This window comes from Dactylosporangium sp. NPDC005572 (assembly GCF_040605515.1).
Classification (GTDB): domain Bacteria; phylum Actinomycetota; class Actinomycetes; order Mycobacteriales; family Micromonosporaceae; genus Dactylosporangium.
The window spans coordinates 16,873-34,480 of the sequence record NZ_JBEXCY010000039.1; the positions used below are offsets into that span (position 1 = coordinate 16,873).

General features: G+C 73.1%; 13 protein-coding genes. 7 read left to right on the forward strand and 6 right to left on the reverse strand.

What is annotated here, in order from left to right:
* Nucleotides 1–12: 12 nt before the first annotated feature.
* The 4 genes from ABZS66_RS20780 to ABZS66_RS20795 are packed head-to-tail and all read right to left on the reverse strand — an operon-like array spanning nt 13 to nt 5,142.
* Nucleotides 13–2,709, reverse strand: a complete 2,697-nt coding sequence (locus ABZS66_RS20780; protein WP_354759954.1) for a family 78 glycoside hydrolase catalytic domain — start codon at nt 2,707–2,709, stop codon at nt 13–15.
* A complete protein-coding gene (locus ABZS66_RS20785) occupies nt 2,706–3,527 on the reverse strand; it encodes a carbohydrate ABC transporter permease (RefSeq protein ID WP_354759956.1) in 822 nt (273 codons plus the stop codon). The genes ABZS66_RS20780 and ABZS66_RS20785 overlap by 4 nt, the downstream gene beginning before the upstream one ends.
* Nucleotides 3,527–4,456 carry a sugar ABC transporter permease gene (locus tag ABZS66_RS20790; protein ID WP_354759958.1) on the reverse strand — a complete coding sequence of 310 codons (930 nt, stop codon included), beginning with the start codon at nt 4,454–4,456 and terminating at the stop codon, nt 3,527–3,529. The genes ABZS66_RS20785 and ABZS66_RS20790 overlap by 1 nt, the downstream gene beginning before the upstream one ends.
* Nucleotides 4,453–5,142 carry a GntR family transcriptional regulator gene (locus tag ABZS66_RS20795; protein WP_354759960.1) on the reverse strand — a complete coding sequence of 230 codons (690 nt, stop codon included), beginning with the start codon at nt 5,140–5,142 and terminating at the stop codon, nt 4,453–4,455. Before ABZS66_RS20795 ends, ABZS66_RS20790 begins: the two co-directional genes overlap by 4 nt.
* A gap of 231 nt (nt 5,143–5,373) precedes the next feature.
* Here ABZS66_RS20795 and ABZS66_RS20800 point away from each other — a divergent pair, with 231 nt between their 5' ends.
* From ABZS66_RS20800 to ABZS66_RS20810, 3 genes are all read left to right on the forward strand, one after another.
* Nucleotides 5,374–5,676 (forward strand): DUF1905 domain-containing protein, encoded by a 303-nt coding sequence (locus tag ABZS66_RS20800; RefSeq protein ID WP_190249747.1) that lies wholly within the window; start codon nt 5,374–5,376, stop codon nt 5,674–5,676.
* Nucleotides 5,673–6,461, forward strand: coding sequence for a hypothetical protein (locus ABZS66_RS20805; protein ID WP_354759962.1), 789 nt, complete (start codon nt 5,673–5,675; stop codon nt 6,459–6,461). The genes ABZS66_RS20800 and ABZS66_RS20805 overlap by 4 nt, the downstream gene beginning before the upstream one ends.
* Before the next feature lie 140 nt (nt 6,462–6,601).
* Nucleotides 6,602–6,805, forward strand: a complete 204-nt coding sequence (locus tag ABZS66_RS20810; protein WP_354760032.1) for a cold-shock protein — start codon at nt 6,602–6,604, stop codon at nt 6,803–6,805.
* A 250-nt stretch (nt 6,806–7,055) separates the two neighbouring features.
* Here the strand turns inward: ABZS66_RS20810 and ABZS66_RS20815 are convergent, their stop codons facing one another.
* The gene (locus ABZS66_RS20815) at nt 7,056–8,954 is read right to left on the reverse strand and encodes an FAD-dependent monooxygenase (RefSeq protein WP_354759964.1); all 1,899 of its coding nucleotides are present in this window, start codon (nt 8,952–8,954) and stop codon (nt 7,056–7,058) included.
* A 62-nt stretch (nt 8,955–9,016) separates the two neighbouring features.
* On the opposite strand from ABZS66_RS20815, the gene ABZS66_RS20820 reads away from it, so the two are divergent.
* From ABZS66_RS20820 to ABZS66_RS20830, 3 genes are all read left to right on the forward strand, one after another.
* Complete coding sequence (locus ABZS66_RS20820) at nt 9,017–12,652, forward strand: BTAD domain-containing putative transcriptional regulator (RefSeq protein WP_354759966.1); 3,636 nt, start codon at nt 9,017–9,019, stop codon at nt 12,650–12,652.
* 94 nt (nt 12,653–12,746) lie between these two features.
* Nucleotides 12,747–13,565 (forward strand): class I SAM-dependent methyltransferase, encoded by an 819-nt coding sequence (locus ABZS66_RS20825; RefSeq protein WP_354759968.1) that lies wholly within the window; start codon nt 12,747–12,749, stop codon nt 13,563–13,565.
* 11 nt (nt 13,566–13,576) lie between these two features.
* Nucleotides 13,577–15,130 carry a hypothetical protein gene (locus tag ABZS66_RS20830; RefSeq protein ID WP_354759970.1) on the forward strand — a complete coding sequence of 518 codons (1,554 nt, stop codon included), beginning with the start codon at nt 13,577–13,579 and terminating at the stop codon, nt 15,128–15,130.
* A gap of 22 nt (nt 15,131–15,152) precedes the next feature.
* Here ABZS66_RS20830 and ABZS66_RS20835 read toward each other — a convergent pair whose 3' ends face one another.
* Nucleotides 15,153–16,688 carry a TIGR03086 family metal-binding protein gene (locus ABZS66_RS20835; protein WP_354759972.1) on the reverse strand — a complete coding sequence of 512 codons (1,536 nt, stop codon included), beginning with the start codon at nt 16,686–16,688 and terminating at the stop codon, nt 15,153–15,155.
* 232 nt (nt 16,689–16,920) lie between these two features.
* Between ABZS66_RS20835 and ABZS66_RS20840 the strand changes: the two genes are divergently transcribed.
* Nucleotides 16,921–17,586: a DUF4097 family beta strand repeat-containing protein gene (locus ABZS66_RS20840; protein WP_354759974.1), complete on the forward strand. Its 666-nt coding sequence runs from the start codon at nt 16,921–16,923 to the stop codon at nt 17,584–17,586.
* Nucleotides 17,587–17,608: the final 22 nt, after the last annotated feature.

The window sequence follows — 17,608 nt, forward strand, 5'->3', positions numbered from 1 at the left end:
GCCCCGGGCGGTTCAGTGAGTCGGCGTCGCAGCGGGAACTCCGGCCGGAATCCGGAAGCGGTAACTTCCGGGTTCCACTCGCAGTAGGGTGTGTTCCCGCTGTTGTGCCAGCAGAGAGATTCCTTCCGAACGGGTTGCGGTCTCGCCTCCTTCCCTGATGGCGTCCGAGGGCGCGGGAAGGACGGCCTCGGCGGGTTCCCCCGGCGGGATGCGCACGGTCCACTCCAGTTCGGCGCCGTCGCGGCGCCAGGAGCTCTCGATGCGCCCCCGCGGTGTCTCGATCGCCCCTGCGGCCCGGTCCAGTGCCGGGTCGAGGTTCGGGGCGAGGCGGATGTGCCGGTAGCCGGCGGAGTCCGGCGCCTGGGTGATGCCCAGGACGCCGGTGTAGAGCCACTCGCCGACGGCGCCGAGCGAGTAGTGGTTGAAGCTGTTCATCCGCGGTGACTGGAAGCCGCGCTCGGGCGTCCAGCCGTCCCACCGCTCCCAGATCGTCGTCGCGCCGTTGCGGATCGAGAACAGCCAGGACGGGTAGCGGTCGTCGGTGACGAGCGCGTAGGCCAGGTCGGCGCGGCCGATCGCGGTGAGGACCGGGCAGAGCAGGCCGACGGTGACGAACCCGGTGGTGAGTGACACCCCGCGCCGCTCGATCGCCTCGACGAGCCGCGCGCCGACTCGCTCCCGCTCCTCCTCCGCGCACAGCCCGAACGCCAGGGTCAGCAGGTAGGCGCCCTGGGTGTCGCCGTGCACGCGCCCGTCGCCGCCGACGAACTCCTCGCGGTACACGTGCCGGATCCGCTCGAACAGTGCGGTCAGCTCGGCCGCCTCCGCGCTGCGGCCGAGCACGGTCAGGGTGCGGGCGGTCAGGTCGGTGCTGTGCGCGAAGTACGCCGTCGCCAGGAGGTCCTTCGGCGTCTCCTCGCCCAGTTGCAGCCAGTCGCCGTAGTTGTTGCCGACCCGCTCGCGCCAGACGAGGCCCGGGTTGTGGCGCTCGACGTGGCGCACCCAGCGGACCATCGAGTCGGCCGCCTCGCGCAGCACCTGCGGGTCGCCGGTCGCGCGGTAGACGTGCCACGGGACCGTCACCCCGCCGTCGCCCCACGCGGGTGCGCCCTCGCGCCGGTGGACGAGCTGCGGTGCGATGTCGGGGAACGCGCCGCCGGCGGTCTGGGCGCCGCGCACGTCGACGAGCCACCGCCGCAGCAGCGGGGCCACGTCGGCGAACAGCAGCGCGGTCGGGGCGAAGACCTGGGCGTCGGCGAGCCAGCCGAGGCGCTCGTCGCGCTGCGGGCAGTCGGTCGGGATCGACACGAAGTTGCCGCGCAGGCTCCAGGCGATGTTCGACGCGAGCGCGTTGAGGTCGGCGCTCGACGTCTCGAAGACGCTGTCGCGGTCGAAGTCGTTGTGCAGCACGACCGCCTCGACGTCCGTCTCGGACAGTTCGCCGGTCAGCCCGGCGACCTCGGCGAAGCGGAACCCGTGCAGGGTGAAGCGCGGCTCGAAGACCTGCACCGGCGAGCCGTCGGTCCAGAACACGTCGACCGGTTCGGCCGTGCGGAGGTTCGCGGTGTACAGCTCGCCGCGCTCGTCGAGGACCTCGGCGTGGGTGAGCTGCACGCGGGTGCCCGCGGGCTGGCCGCGCAGGGTGAGCGCGACCCGGCCGACGAGGTTCTGCCCGAAGTCGACGATGTGCTGTTGCGGGGCGTGTTCGGTCACCCGGACGGCCGGAACGCGCTGGGTCGCGCGGACCGCCGGGTCGGTCTCGGGGACGAGCAGCGAGGTGTCCCGGGAGACCACGACCGCGTCCGACCATTCGTCCCGGTCGTGGCCGGGCAGCTGCCAGCCCGGGTCGGCCCGGCGGGAGTCCTCGTACTGGCCCATGAGCAGGTCGGCGTAGAGGATGTCGCTCGGCGCCTCCCGCCATCCGTCGCCGCTGACGACCGAGCGCCGGGAGCCGTCCGCCCCGTCGGCGACGAGCTGGACGAGCAGGGCCGGCTCGGTGCCGTAGTGCTGGGCCTGGTGGCGCCGGTCGGTGCCGATGAAGCCGGTGTACCAGCCGTCGCCGAGCAGGGCCGCGACCGTGTTGCGGCCGGGGCGCAGCAGGTCCGTTACGTCGTAGGTCTGGTAGGTGATGCGCTGCCGGTACTCGGTCCAGCCTGGGACCAGTTCGTCGCGGCCCGCCTTCACGCCGTTGACGTAGAGGCGGTAGACGCCCTGGGCGGAGGTGTGCACCCGGGCCGCCGCCGGCGCCTGGGGGAGGTCGAACTCGTGGACGAAGCGGCGCACGGGCTGCAGCTTGTTCACCGTGTAGCTGATGTCGGTGTCCTGTGGCGGGGTGGCGACCTGGCGGTACACCGGGTTGCGGCCGATCCAGGCGGCCCGCCACTCGTCGGGGTGCACGACGCCGGTGCCGAACCGCGACCGGGCCGTGGTGCGGGCGCCGGTCTCGTCGGTGACCTCCAGCTCCCACTCGTAGTCCGCGGACGACACCAGCGGCGCCCCGTCGTACCGCGCGCCGACCGTGAGCGTCTCGTCGACGTCGCCGGAGTCCCAGACGGTCGCCGAGCGGTGGCGCACGCGGATGCGGTACGAGCGCTGGCGCGCACCCCGGCGGTCGCTGTCCAGCCGCCAGGTGAAGCCGGGCGCGGCCACGATCCCGAGGGGCTCGTGCTGCCCGTCGGTGCGCAGCGCGTACGGACGTAGCCCGCTCATCCCTTCAGCCCTCCGGCGAAGCCGCGGATGATCTGGCGCTGCATGAGGAAGTAGACGGCGAGCACCGGCAGCACGCTGATGACGAGCCCGGCGAACACGATCGGCCAGTCGGAGACGAACTGCCCCACGAACGCGTACAGCGCGACGGTGACGGTCTGCTGCGGCGTGCCGCTGAGGTACAGCAGCGGTACCAGGAAGTCGTTCCACACCGTGATGGCGTTGAGGATCACCACTGTCCCCGTCACGGGCCGCAGCAGCGGGAAGACCACGCTGCGGAAGGTGCGCAGGGCGCCGGCGCCGTCGATCGCGGCGGCCTCCTCGAACTCCCGCGGCAGTGCCCGCAGGAAGCCGGTGTACAGGAAGACGGAGAACGGCACCTGCGCGCCGCTGTAGAAGATGACCAGCGACCACAGCGAGCCGAGCAGGCCGAGGTCGCGCATGCTCTGGTACAGCGGGATCAGCGCCACCTGGAACGGCACCAGCATCCCGCCGATCACCAGCCAGAACACCCCCGACGACAGCCGCGACGTGATCCGCGCGAGGGGGTAGGCGGCCGTCGCGGAGATGACCACGATGAGGGCCACGCTGGTGACGGTGACGATCGCGCTGTTGAGCAGCGCGTGGGCCAGCCCGGCCTGCCGCCACGCCGCGACGTAGTTGTCCAGGGTCGGGCTGCCCGGCGGGAGCAGCGGCGAGGAGATGTCGCCGTCGCGGCGCAGCGACAGGTTGATCAGGATGTACAGCGGGAAGGCGAACACGACGGCGACGAGGAACAGCAGGACCTCGCGCAGGAACGTCTTCTTGGTGTACCGGAACATCACTCGCCGCCCTTCCGACCGGCGAGCCGGTACTGCGTCACCGAGAACACCGCGACCGCGGCCGCGAGGACGAGGGCCAGCGCGATGCCGTAGCCGAACTCGTCGAACTGGAACGCCGACTTGTACAGCAGTGTCGACAGCGTCTCCGTCGCGCCGCCGGGGCCGCCGCCGGTCAGGACGAACACCTCGGTGAACATCTTCAGCCCGCCGATGATCGTCAGCATGATGTTGATCGTCGTGGCCGGCGCCAGCAGCGGCCAGGTCACCGACCGGAACCGCCGCCACACTCCGGCGCCGTCGACGGCGGCGGCCTCGTGCAGCTCCTGTGGTACCGACTGGAGACCGGCCAGGTAGATCACCATCGAGTAGCCGGCGTGCTGCCACACCACGACCATGACGACCGAGACCGCGGCCCAGGTCGGGTCGCCGAGCCAGCTCTGGCGCAGCGCGCCGAGCCCGATCGCGCCGAGGCCGCTGTCGACGGCGCCGTCCGGGGTGAGCATGAACTTCCACAGGTACGCCACGACGACCGGGGTGATGACGACGGGCGAGAAGAGCACGACGCGCAGGAAGTTGCGCGACTTGAGACCGTTGTTGACGCCCAGTGCGAGCAGCAGCCCGACGCCGTTCTGCAGGATCGTGATCGCGAACGCGAAGATGAGCGTCATCTTGACCGCGTTGAGCGAGCTCTCCGACGTGAAGATGCGCTCGAAGTTGTCGAGGCCGACGTACTCGTACGTCCTGGACAGCCCGTCCCAGTCGGTGAAGGCGAGCTGGCCGCCCCTGATCGTCGGCACGACGACCGCGAAGCCGTAGAACGCGAGGGCCGGCAGGGTGAACCAGATCAGGTGGTTGAATCGTTTTTGTCGTTTCGTCGCCCGAGCGGGCGCGTCGGCGACCGGTGGCGGCTCGGTCGCGACGGCCGTCATGACGCCCGCCTGCTGTGGATCAGCCCGGCCTCGACCATGGCGTGGGCCATGCGCTCGCGGGCGCCGCGCAGGTGCTCGCGCATCTCGGCGGCGAGCGGGCCGGGCTCGCCGGCGACGATGAGGTCCAGTAGCAGGCCGTGGTCGTTGGCCGACGGGTGCAGGTCGCGGTCCTCCTCGACGGTGAGCTGCATGAGGCTCGCGAACACCGGCTCGTAGTCGGCCCACACGCCGGTCAGCCGCCGGTTGCCGCCCATCTGGTACAGCAGCGCGTGGAAGCGCAGGTCGGCCCGTGCGAAGTCGGCGGCGTTCGAGCGGTCGGCCGCGTCGATCATCGCCTTGACGATGTCCCGCCCGGCCTTCATCTGCTCCGGCGTCGCCGCCTCGATCGCCCTGGTCACGGCCACGACCTCGATCGCCTCGCGCAGCTCGTAGAGGTCCTCGATGTCGCGCTGGCTGAGCCCGACGACGAAGTACCCCCGCCGGCGCGACTCGACCAGGCCCTGCGACTCCAGCTGCCGCAGCGCGTCACGCACGGGACCGCGGCTGACGTCGTACTGCGCGGCGAGCGCGTCCTCGACGAGATGCGTTCCCGGCTGGACCGCCCGCCGCACGATCTGGTCGCGCATGACCTCAGCGAGCTGGTCGCCCAGCGCCGGCGCCCGGGTCGGCCGGTTCGACGTGACCACTCTGAAACCTCCCGTTTACCGTTAACGATTGACAGTAAACCGATGACGATGAGTACCGTCAAGGGCCTTGTGCGGCCATCGCGCGCTGCGTATGGTGTCGAGCCTGCCGTCCACCCGGTCGCGGCCCGCCCGCGCTCCCGTGATCCGCCACCACCGCTGCCGGACGGCGCGTTTGCGATGATTTCCCTCATCGAGTCGGTGGCCGTTCTGAATGCACCGGGGGGCATCATCGTGGAGGTGGCGTTCGACGCCGAGCTGTGGGTGTGGGATGCGCGGCGCGACGAGAGCTGGACGTTCGTGAGCCTGCCGGTCGAGGCCTCGGAGGAGATCCGCGACCGGGCGGGCGGGCTGCGCCGCGGGTTCGGCTCGCTGCGGGTGCGGGTGTCGCTCGGCGGCAGCACCTGGTCGACCTCGATCTTCCCGGACAGTGCCCGGGGCGCCTACGTCCTGCCGATCAAGCGGGCCATCCGCAAGGCCGAGTCCCTCGCCCCGGGCGACGTCGCGTCCGTCACCGTCGAGTTGGTGGACCTGTGACCGGGGACGGGCTCGTCGTCCGGTACACCTTGAGCGACTTCCACGGCACGGAGTCCGAGCGGGCCGCGGTCTACGCGTTGCAGGAGCGGCTCGCGGCGGCGCTCGACGGGGTGGGGGAGTTCGGCGGCAACGAGTTCGGCGGGGGAGAGGTCGCGCTCTTCCTGTACGGGCCGGACGCCGACCGGGTCTACGCCGCCGTTTCGGGGCTGCTGCGCGAGCTGCCCTACCGGCCGGCGCGGGTGCGGCTGCGGTACGGCGACCCGTACGACGAGGTCTACCGGGAGGCCGACCTCGACGCCGACCTGCCGCCGGAGCGTCCCCCGGCCCGGCGGTGGATCCGGGCCGCCGAGGGCGACGTGTTCCGCGTCCCGGTCGACGGATCGCGGTCCGCTCTCGGGCAGGTGGTCGCGAAGTCCGGCCACGCGGTCCTGGTCGTGATCTTCGACGGGCCCGACATGCTCCTCATGGCGCTCACCTTCGACGACTGCCTCGCCGACGGCGAGTGGCCGATCGTCGAGCGCCGGGCCGTCCCCGACGACGTGCCGTGGCCGGTGTTCAAGATGAGCGTCACCTCGATGGGGACGTTCGTCGAGGACCACTTCGGCAACTGGCTCCGTGAGGCGACCCCGGAGGAGCGGCGGACGCTGCGGTCGCGCTCCCAGTGCTCGCCGGGGACGGTGACGGACGCGGTCCGGGCGGCGTTCGGCGTGGGGGAGTGGCTGGATCGGTACGACTACTTCATCGTCGACCACCACCAGACCGTCGCCCGGATCATCGGGTCCTGAGGCGGGCTGTAAATCACGCAGCGCAGGCGCGGCGTGTACCGGTAGCGCGGCTCAGGTCGGCAGCAGGTAAGGTTCGGCGGGGGCCGGAAGTTCATCGCCGACAATTGGCGACGAACGGGCTTCGCTATCAGGAGGAAAGTGTGGCTAGCGGTACTGTCAAGTGGTTCAACTCCGAAAAGGGCTTCGGCTTCATCCAGCAGGACGACGGCGGCCCGGACGTCTTCGTTCACTACTCCGCCATCGCCAGTAGTGGATACCGTGAGCTTACGGAAGGCCAGAAGGTTGAGTACGAGGTGACCCAGGGCCAGAAGGGTCCCCAGGCGGAGAACGTCCGCAGCCGCTGACTCAGTCGTGGCAAGAAACCGGAGCGCCGCATGCCCAGCATGCGGCGCTCCGGCGTTCCGGTGGCTGGGGTGCGGAGAACGAAACGCTGCCTCGGCGGGGCCGGCCGCAGCGCGGCCGGCCCCGATCCCCCCGGCTGGTCGTCCCCAAGCGCGGCCAGCCTCGCAGCCGCCGCTCTCAGGACGCTCTTCGCCGGCTACGCCGCCGGCTCGTGGGAGCCGCCCCGCAGGTGGGTGATCACGCCGAGCCGGGCTAGGTCGTGGCCTCGGTGCGCAACGGGTAGGGGGAGATCACGTCGAGGTAGGGGGACGGGTCGGCGTCCCAGTCCATGGCCCGGATCTGGGCCGCGGTGCGCCGCCCGCTCAGGGTCCGGAACAGCTCCAGCGGCGCACCCCGCAGGCTGATCGCCGGTTCGCCGGCGCCGAGCACGGCCGCGGTCCGGCCGTCGTCGAGCCGCAGCGCCGGAAGCCCCATGGCGGTCAGCCGCTGCCCGAGCCACTGCCGGTACACCCAGACGGCCAGGCGGACCACCGGGGCGTCGGCGTCGCCGGGGCAGCCGAGCGCCTCGTACAGGTCGAACAGGTGCACGCCGAGGTCGGCGGCGGGCGCGCTCAGCATCCAGTCCGGGGCGCCGCCGGTGAACCCGTCGCCGCGCCGCAGCGCGGTCTCCAGGGCACCGCCGTGCCGGTCCCACTCCCGCAGCAGCGCGGCGACGTCGTGCGAGCGGCGGGCGTCGACCTGTCCGGCGGTCCAGCGCTCCCGGGCGGCGGCCAGGTCCGGCCGGTGCCAGGCGGCGGCCGCTCCGGCGAAGAACCCGTCGCCGGAGGCGGTGTCGGCGGCGACGCCGACGAGGTGGGCGAGCAGGTCCCGTACGGTCCAGGCAGGGCAGGACGGCACGGGCGTGGTCAGGTGCCGCTCGTCGAGCTCGGCGACGAGGGTGCTCACCCGCCGCCGGCCGTCCTGGTACGCCGAGGCGGCCCGCCAGCGGTGCATGCGCTCGGGGGTGTGCACGTCGGAGGGGCGCAGCCGGGTGGTGAAGATGTCGCGCCACTGCTGGGCGGCGGCCGGGTCGGCGGCCAGGCCCGCGTAGACCGCCTCGGCGTTGGTGGGGGCGCCGGCCCCGGCCAGGCGGTACGACCACTCGTAGTGCTCGCCGGCCCGGTCGTCGCGCCACTGCTGGTACCCGGCGAGGCTGCCGTGCGTGGTGACCGCCTCGCCGACGTAGTGCGCGTGCTCGACGGCGTCACCGATGCCCTGGGCGGTCACCGGGTGCTTGAAGTGACCGGCGTCGCCGAGCAGGGCCCAGCCGGGCCCGGTGGCCTGGCGGAAGTAGCCGCGCAGCATCGTCTCCGGTACCACGGTCAGCGACGAGATGCGCTCCGCGTGCTCCAGCAGCCGGGGATTGAGCGTCGCGGGGAAACGGCGCAGGCCCTCGGCGTAGCGCCGTTCCCGCTGCGCGGGCGTGCCCCGGGTCAGCTGCGGGCCACCGGCCAGGCACAGCAGGTGGACGTCGTCCTCGCAGGGCGTCGACATGAGCATCAGCGACTCGTGGGCGTCGATGCGGGTCGCGTCGGCGGCGGGCAGGCCGCGCCAGTACGCGAACAGGAACGACTGCTCGCCGCGCAGCTGCCGCCCGTTGCGCAGGCCGAGCCGCCGGGCGATCGTGGAGGTCCGGCCGTCGGCGGCGAAGACCCACCGCGCGGTCACCGGCTCGCCGTCGTCCAGCACGACGCCGCGGACCGGGTCGGCGGCGGTCCCGGTGCCGATGAGGTCGCGCACCGACCGGCCGGACCGGACGTTCGCGCCGGCCGCCACGGCGGTGTCGAGCAGGGCCCGGTCGAGCACGCTGCGGCGCACGCAGCTGTTGCGGTCGAAGCCGCCGACGGGGGTGAACCGGCCCGCGACCTCGTGGCCGAGGACCCGCCAGCTGTACCGCAGCGCCGGGATGTCGTGCTCGGCGCGCAGCCGGGCCAGCACACCGAGGGCGTCCAGGCGGTGCAGCGTGTGCGGGAACAGCACGTGGGTGGAGACGGTGTCGCTGGGCAACGGGTCCCGGTCGACCAGGAGCACGCGCCGGCCGGCCCGCGCGAGCAGCGTCGCCAGGGTCGCCCCGGCGCAGCGGGCACCAACCACGACAGCGTCGACATCCATGGGCCCAGTCTGGTACCGCGGCGTGCAAATTCTGTGGGGATCCCGGTGCGACAATGCGTGCCATGGCGCCCGACTTCCGCATCCTGGGCCCGGTCGAGGTCGTGCGGGACGACCAGCCGGTCCACGTCGGCGGGCCCAAGGTCCGGGCGCTGCTGGGTGTCCTGCTGCTGCGCGCGGGCGAGACCGTCACGGCCGACGAGCTCATCGACGCGCTGTGGGACGGCCGGGCCGGCTCGACCGCGCGGGCCACGCTGCGCTCGCACGTCGCCGACCTGCGGCGGGCGCTGACCCGGGCCGGGGCGGCCGAGGCGCTGCAGACCCGGCCGCGGGGTTATGCGTTGTGCCCGGATCCCGACCAGGTCGACCTGGTCCGGTTCGAGCGGCTGGTCGGCGAGGGCCGGGCGGCGCTGGGTGAGCGGCGTGCCGCCGACGCGGCCCGGCTGCTGCGGGCGGCGCTGGCGCTGTGGCGCGGTCCGTTGCTGGCCGGCACCGACCGTCCGGCGTCCGCCGACGCCGAGGCCGCCAGGCTGGAGCAGCTGCGGCTGACCGCGCTGGAGGGCCGGGTCGAGGCCGACCTGGCCTGCGGCGAGCCCGCCTCCGTCGTCGGGGAGCTGGAACAGCTGGTCAGCACGTACCCGTACCGCGAACACCTCAGTGGTCTGCTCATGCGCGCCCTGTACCGGTCCGGTCGGCAGGCGGAGGCGCTCGAGGTGTTCCGCGACCTGCGGCGGCGGCTGGACGACGAACTGGGCGTGGCGCCGGGCCCGGCGCTGCGTGACCTGGAGCTGGCGATCCTGCGGCAGGACCCGGCGCTGACACCTGCGCCGCCGGTGGCGCCGGCTCCGGTTGAGATCCCGTCGGCGTTGCTGGATCTGGTGCAGCGCACCCCGTTCGTGGCCCGCAGCGGCGACCTGGCCCTGCTGCGCGAAGCGTGGGCGGACGTCAGCGCCGGCCGGCGCCGGGTCGTGCTGGTCTCCGGGGAGGCCGGCGTCGGCAAGACCCGGCTGGTCGCACAGTTCGCCGGCCAGGTGGCGCCGCGGGTCCACCTGCTCGTCGGCCGCTGCGACCAGACCTCGCTGGTGGCCTACCAGCCGATCGTCGAGGCGCTGCGCACCAGCCGGGCGGCCACCGCCGCCGTGGCGGCCGGGCCCGGTGCGCAGCGGGCGTACCTGACCAGGCTGCTCGGCGGCGACGACCCGGCGCCGGTCGCGCCGGGCGCCACCAGCGTCTTCGCGTTGTTCGAGGCGGTCGTGTGGGTGCTGGCGGACCTGGCGGCGACGGCTCCGGTGCTGCTGGTGGTGGAGGACCTGGAGCGCTGCGACCCGGCCGGCTCGATGCTGCTGCAGCATCTGATCCGCGCGTTGCCCGGGCGGGTACAGCTGGTGCTGACCTACCGGGACCCGCCGGGCAGCCGCCATCCGCCGCTGCGGGACCTGCTGGTCGCGGTCGAACGTCAGGGTGGCTGTGACCGGATCCCGCTGGAGCGGTTCGACGAGGCCGAGGTCGCGGCGCTGCTCACCGCGACCACCGGGGCCGAGCCGCCCGGGCCGGTCGTCCGCGCACTGTGGCAGCACACCGGCGGCAACCCGTTCTTCGCGACCGAGATGATGCGGTACCTGGGCGACGGCGCGGGACTCGCCGAGTTCCGCCCGGAGGTGCCGACCGGCGTGCGCGACGTGCTGCGCCACCGGGTCGCGGACCTGCGCGAGGAGACCCGCCAGCTGCTCGCGTGCGCGGCCGTCGTCGGCGGCGAGGTGGAGTTCCCGCTGCTGGAGGCGGCCATGCAGACCGACGGGGACGCGCTGCTGGACGCGCTCGACGAGGCGGTACGCACCGGCCTGCTGGTCGAGGTGGGCGGGTCCTGGTCGGCGGCGTACATGTTCCCGCACGCCCTGGTCCGCGACGCCGTCTACGACGAGATCCCGACGATCCGCCGGCAGCGCCTGCACCTGCGCGTCGCGCGGGCGCTGCAGGCGGGCGACGGGCCGCCGGCCGCCCGCCTGTCCGCCGCGGCGGTGCACCTGCGCGCCGCCGGTCCGTTCGCCGACCGCGCCGAGGCCGTGGACTGCAGCATCCGCGCGGCCGAGGCGGCCCGGGACCTGTACGCCTGGGAGGAGGCGGCCACCCACGCCGAGGCCGCGCTCGCCCGCCTCGACGACACCGGCGCACCGACCGGGCGCCGGGCCGGCATCGCGGAGCTGGCCGGCGCGCTGCGCTGGGTCGCCAGCACGGACCTGCACCGCGCGGTCGGCCACTTCGAGGGCGCGCTGGCCGACTACCGCCGCCTCGGCGACGAGCGGTCCGTCGGGCGGGTGCTGGGCCGGCTCGGCGTGGCCCTGACCACCCACCCGGCGGTCATGGACATTCCCCGCGCCCTGGAGTGCCTGTCCGCCGCCGAGTCCCGCCGGCCCAGCGGCATCGCAGCCTGGCACGTCCACAACGGCATCGCCAGCGCCTGCCTGTTCGGGCTGCGCACCGCACAGCTCGGCGAGGCCGCCGAGCGCGCCGGGCGGATCGCGACCCGGGCGGGACGCCGGGACCTGCGTGCCTGGAGCCGGTCCGCCGAGGGTTACTTCCGCTTCTACCGCGGTGAGCTGGCCGCGGCCCGCCGGCTGCAGGAGGCGGCCTGGCAGGAGGGGGTGGACCTCGGCGACCCGCATCTGGCCTGGGGCGCGGCCCGGATCCTGGCGTTCCATCACGCCGCGTTCGTGCCCGACCCGGGGGTGGTCGAGCAGTGGTGCGAGCGTGCGCTGGCCCTGCGGCAGCTCGATCCGTTCGTGCGCCAGCGCGCCGACCTGCTCGACCTGCGGGCCCTCGCCTGGGGGCTGGGCGGCGACCCGGCAGCCGCCCGCGACGCGGCCGCGCTGCTCGGCGCCGACGCGGTGGTGCGGCGGTTCCTGCTGCTGTGGGACGGCGACTGGGAGGCGGCGCTGCGGTCGTGGGCGGCCGCCCTGGAGGCCGACTCGGCGGCCGGTGACCTGCTCGACGCGACACTCAACGCGACCTGGACGGCGCACGTGGAGCACCTGCTCGGCCGCGACGCCGACGCCGACGCGAGCCTCCGCCGGGCGCTCGCCTGGAGTCTCGACGGGCCTCAGGTGCCGGCGCAGCTGATGGTGCGGGCCGAGCTCGCCCGCATCCTGGCCCTTTCCGGCGAACCGGATGAGGCCGCCCTGCACCTGGCCGCCTGCGAGGCGATCGTCGCGGCGGGGGAGGACTGGCGCGGGCGGGCCGGGCACGTGGCCCTGGCCCGCGCCGCCGTGGCCGCCGCGCGGGGCGACGCCGCACTGGCCGGGTCCGCATACGCCGAGGCCGTGCAGACCTTCGGCGCTGCCCGCCTGCCCTGGCAGCAGGCGCTGGCGCTGCGGGACTGGAGCGGTTGCCCCGCCGCCGCCGAGGTTGAGTCAGCGGGTCGGCGCGCTGCGGAGCTGTACACCCGGATCGGTGCCGGCCGGCGCTGGCTGGACCGCCTTCCAGCAGCCGGCGACACCGGCACCGGCGCGGTGGAGCCGCTGACCGCCCGGGAACGTGAGGTGCTGCGGCTCGTCGCCGCCGGGCTCAACGACCGGGAGATCGCCGACCGGCTGGTGCTCAGCCCGCACACGGTGCACCGGCACGTCGCCAACATCCGCACCAAGCTGGGCCAGCCCTCGCGCGCGGCGGCCGTCGCGTACGCCACCCGCCACCACATCGCATAGGCGGCATGGCCGGAACGGGCCATGCGCCGGCGTGCACCGCAATGGCCGCGCTGAGCGATGCGGGCGGCCACGGCCCGTCCGTACAACGGACGGCATGACTTCAACAGACACCGTGAACTTCGAAGCCCTCAAGGAACGCCAGCGCATCGGCTGGGAGTCCGGCGACTACCCCCGGGTCGGCAACACCCTGCAGATCATGGCCGAGCGGCTGGTCGTGGCCGCCGGTGTGCGGGCCGGCCAGCAGGTGCTCGACGTCGCATGTGGACAGGGCAACGCCGCGCTGGCCGCCGCCCGGCGGTTCGCCGCCGCGACCGGCGTGGACTACGCCACCAACCTGCTCGCCCAGGGCCGCGAGCGGGCCCAGGCCGAGCACCTGCCGGTCACCTTCGTCGAGGGCGACGCCGAGCGGCTGCCCTTCCCGGACGCGTCGTTCGACTCGGTCCTGAGCACCGTGGGCGTCATGTTCGCCCCGGACCAGGCCCAGGCGGCCGCCGAGCTCGTCCGCGTCACCCGCCCCGGCGGCCGGATCGCCCTGGCGAGCTGGACGCCGGACTCGCTCGTGGGGTCGCTGTTCCGGACCATCGCCACGTACGCGCCGCCGCCGGCCGGCGTGCGCTCACCCATGCTGTGGGGCGCTCAGGAGCGGCTCGCCGAACTGTTCGGCGACGCCGTCGAGTGGACGTCGCTGCGCCCGCGGACGTTCGAGTTCTGCTACCACTCCGCGGCGCACTTCGCCGAGTGGTTCCAGCAGCATTACGGCCCGATCACCCGGCTGTCGGCGAGCCTCGACGAGGACACCCGCGCCCGGCTCACCGCCGACCTGACCGCGGTACCCCAGCCGTTCAACCAGGCCGTCGACGGCACGCTCCTCGCGCCGGGCGCGTACCTCGAGGCGATCGGGGTCCGTCGATGAGAATGCTTCGCATGTCGGCCGCGCTGGCGACCGTCGTCGCCGCGACCGTCGTCCTCACGTCACCGGCACAGGCCAGGGTGGTCGAGGTCCGCAACGACTCGTTCACCCTCCACTGCTTCGCCCTCCAGAAGGAGATGGACGCGATCTTCGACCGGGCCTGGCAGAACAAGGCGTTCACCGACGCCGACCTCGCACAGGCCAGAGCGGTCATGAGCCGCTGGCGCCAGAACCCGAACGGCGACTCGTGCGAGCGGACGTTCGGCAGCATCTTCGCCCGGCGCACCGGCGACGGCGGCGAACTGGACTCCCGGGGCAGTGCGTGGCAGGGCTACGCCACCCGGGCCGACGAGGTCGTCCGGGCCGACTTCGACGGCGACGGGCGCGACGACCTGGCGGCGCTCGGCGTCACCTGTTCCGGCCTTCAGTGCCTGCCGGTCGCGTTCTCCAACGGGGACGGCTCGTTCAGCGTCGCCGAGCATCTCGCGACGGGCAGCATCGACCCGGCGCACCCGTACTTCGGCCCGTTCGCGCAGTTCATGTACTGGTCCACCGACCCGTGGCGGGCGCCGGGCACCGCGCCGAACGTCAAGAAGGCCATCGGCGACTTCGACAACGACGGCAAGGACGACATCGCCCTCGTCGGCGGCGCCGGCTGGGGCACCCTGCCGGTGGCGTTCTCGCCCGGGCGGGCCGACGGGTACATCGAGTGGGGAACACACATCACCAACCTGCCGATCGCGGGGTCGTTCGCCGCGTGGGCCGCGGAACCGGGGACCCGGGCGGTCGTGGGCAACTTCGACGGCGTCGGCGGCGACGACATCGCGCTGCTCGGCACGCCGACCTGGACCTCGATCCCGGTCGCGCACTCCAACGGCGACGGCACGTTCACCATTCAGACTCACCAGCCGCAGGCGGCCGGTGACACCAACTGCGCCGTGCCGGCGCCGCGGACCGACGGCTGCCCGCAGTTCCTGACCTGGGCGAGCCCCGTCCATCACCCGCACGTCACGCCGCTCGCGGCCGACTACAACGGCGACGGCAAGGACGACATCGCGCTGGTCGGCGGGGACGGCTGGTCGACGATCCCCGTCGCGTACAGCAACAGCGGCGCGATGAACCAGTACGTCCCGATGGGCTTCACCGTCCGCGACGACGCGAACGCCTGGTTCGCCCAGCGCGCCCGCGACGCAGCGGCGCCGCTCGGCCAGCCCCGGACGGTGCAGACAGTGGCCGGCGACTACAACAACGACGGCACGGCCGACCTGGCCGCATTCAGCACCCACACCGCCTTCGGCGACGACGACTACTGCGTCGCCGGGGCCCGGTCGACCGTGACCGGCATTCATGTACGGAAACACCGGTTCCAGGCGCACTACCAGTGCGGGCCGTCGCTGCTCGCTCTCGCGAGCCTGCTCGGCTTCGCCCCGTACACCACGGTGATCGCCGGCGACTTCAACAACGACGGCCGCACCGACGTGGCCGTCACCGGCGACATGAACTTCGTACCGCTCCTGCTGGGCAACGCTGACGGCAGCTACGACTACGTGGACAAGTACATTCCGTAGGTTGTTTCCGGGCCTTCCCGCATCAGGAACTGTTGGGGAAGGCCCGGCCCAGGAACGCGGCGAGCCGGTCGGCGGCCGTCGCCCCGGCGGGGACCGGCTGGAGGGGGCCGAAGGAGCCGCCCTGGGTGCGGGGCAGGTCGCGGTAGATCTCCTGGACCGTGCCGAGCAGTGCGGTCGCGACGCCGGGGGCGAGGTCGGTGTCCTGGCCGGTCGCGGCGGCGAGGTCCCAGCCGTGGACGAGCAGCTCGATGGTGAGCTGCTCGACGATCCGCCACCCTCTGGCCGGCCCGTACTCCTGGGTCAGCATGCCGGGCCGGCGGAACGCGATGAAGGCCTTGGTCGCCGCCTCGCGAAACGCGCCCACGTGGTCGCCACCGAGGTGGTCCGCGGTGAAGTCGCTGCGGGGGTTGCTCTCCGCGAGGCTGGTCCACATGAGGTTCTCGTAGACGAGGTGGTTCAGCAGTTCCGCGACCGTCCATGCGGCGCAGGGCGTGGGGTCCGTGAACTGTTCCCGGGTGACGGCGGCCACGATCGCGTCCACCTCGGCCACCACCCGCTCGTAGGCCGCCAGGACGTCGGTGCCGGCCTCCTGGGCCGCGTTGGCGATGCTGTCCGCCAGGGCGCCGGGCGTCGGGTTGGCCCGCAGGGCGGTCATCAGCCACTGTCCCTCCCGCGCGATGCTCGCCCGCACCGGCTGTCCGTTGATGATGCACAGCAGCTGCCAGTACCGCTCGGCCCGCGCATCGGCGGCCATCTCCAGCTGTTCGAGCAGCCGCTGCCGCGGATTCTCGTCCGCATCAATGTCGGGTTGCAGGGGCAGCCACGCCTCGACCACTTCGGCGACGACCGGGTCGGCCGCCGGCGAGTCCGCGGGAATACCGCTGTCGATGGCGGCGGCGACCTTCCCCACCCAGAGGTCGGTCAATGCCTCGACGGTCTCCACGTCGTGCTCGTCGTAGGTCGCGGGCGCGTGCGCGGCGGCGTACTCGGCCATGCCCCGGACGGCGTGCCGCAGGAGCGGATCCCGGACGAGCTCGGCGAGCTCGATCCAGGCGTCGATCTGCTCGTCGCTGGGTTCGTCGGGCAGTTCGGGCGTGACGGCGAGCAGCCCGTCCCGGTATCCGCTGGCGTCGATGTCCCCGACGGTGCTCGCGAGGAACTCCTGCACGATCGCGTGCCGCTGCTCCGCGGACAGCCGGGCAAGGTTGCTCACGGCGGCGAGCTCCTCGGCCGTCGCCCCGCGCCGCGCAACGGCCCGCAGTACGGCCCACTGCACCCGCAGCGCCCGAATCTGCGCCGCCACCGCGTCGGCGTGCAGCGCGGCGACCTCGGCGACGCTGCGTTCCCCGTCGAGCAGCGCCCGGATGGCGGACATCCCGAGCCCGAGCTCCCGCAGGCTCCGCGCCAGCTCGAGCCGCCCGACGGCCGCCTCGTCGAACCGCCGGTACCCACCCGCACTCCGCCCGGAGGCGGGCACGACTCCGATGTCCGACCAGTGCCGGACGAGCTTGACCGACAAGCCGGTCCGCTCGGCAACTTCCCCGATGCTCAACAACACCGGGCCATCGTCATGTCTCCCACGCGGGGAGAGTCAACCGGCCGTGGCGTTCACTCTGACCCATTGCAACGTCATTGGGGTTGCGTTGCGTTATCTCCAGATCTATTGCAACAATTTCTAGCTCTTGAGCTGCTGTGATGCTGTATCTGTGCAATGTTTGTGTTGCCGGAATCTCGAACGCAACGTAGCGTTTCGCACATCAGAAACACCGCATCGAGGACCGGAGCACACCATGCAGCAGTACGCCACCCCCGCCCCCATCGCGGCTGTCCTGGACATCCCCGCCGGCCGGGTGCAGTTCATCGCCGCCGACCGCGCCGACACCACCGTCGAGGTCCGCCCCACCAACCCCGGCAAGGCCCGCGACGTGCAGGCCGCCGAACAGGCCTCCGTCGCCTACACCGACGGGGTCCTGCGCATCCAGGCCCCCGAGCCCCGCAGCCAACTGTTCGGCCCCTCGGGTTCGCTGGACGTCACCGTCCAGCTGCCCGCCGGCTCCCGCGTCGAGGTCAAGGCCGCCAGCACCGAACTGCGCGGCGTCGGCCGCCTCGGCGACGTCACCTTCGACGGCGCCTACCGGCAGATCAAACTCGATGAAGCCGCCGCCGTGCGCCTGACCGCGATCGACGGCGACGTCGAGATCGGCCGCCTCACCGGCCCGGCCCAGATCAGCACCGCCCGCGGCGACATCCGCATCGCCGAAGCCGTCCGCGGCGCGGTCGTTCTCACCACCCAGTCCGGCAACATCTCGGTCACCGCCGCCGCCGGCGTCTCGGCGGCGCTGGACGCGGGCACCGGCCACGGCCGCGTCAGCAACGCGCTGAAGAACACCGGCAGCCCCGACCTCGACATCCGCGCCACCACCTCGTACGGCGACATCACCGCCCGCAGCCTCTGACTCGCCGCTTCCGACAGAAGGA

Excerpts from the sequence above, each read along its gene's own strand:
- ABZS66_RS20815 (WP_354759964.1), bottom strand. The coding sequence starts at position 8,954 with ATGGATGTCGACGCTGTCGTGGTTGGTGCCCGCTGCGCCGGGGCGACC.
- ABZS66_RS20780 (WP_354759954.1), bottom strand. The coding sequence starts at position 2,709 with ATGAGCGGGCTACGTCCGTACGCGCTGCGCACCGACGGGCAGCACGAG.
- ABZS66_RS20785 (WP_354759956.1), bottom strand. The coding sequence starts at position 3,527 with ATGTTCCGGTACACCAAGAAGACGTTCCTGCGCGAGGTCCTGCTGTTC.
- ABZS66_RS20790 (WP_354759958.1), bottom strand. The coding sequence starts at position 4,456 with ATGACGGCCGTCGCGACCGAGCCGCCACCGGTCGCCGACGCGCCCGCT.
- ABZS66_RS20820 (WP_354759966.1), top strand. The coding sequence starts at position 9,017 with ATGGCGCCCGACTTCCGCATCCTGGGCCCGGTCGAGGTCGTGCGGGAC.
- ABZS66_RS20840 (WP_354759974.1), top strand. The coding sequence starts at position 16,921 with ATGCAGCAGTACGCCACCCCCGCCCCCATCGCGGCTGTCCTGGACATC.
- ABZS66_RS20830 (WP_354759970.1), top strand. The coding sequence starts at position 13,577 with ATGTCGGCCGCGCTGGCGACCGTCGTCGCCGCGACCGTCGTCCTCACG.
- ABZS66_RS20825 (WP_354759968.1), top strand. The coding sequence starts at position 12,747 with ATGACTTCAACAGACACCGTGAACTTCGAAGCCCTCAAGGAACGCCAG.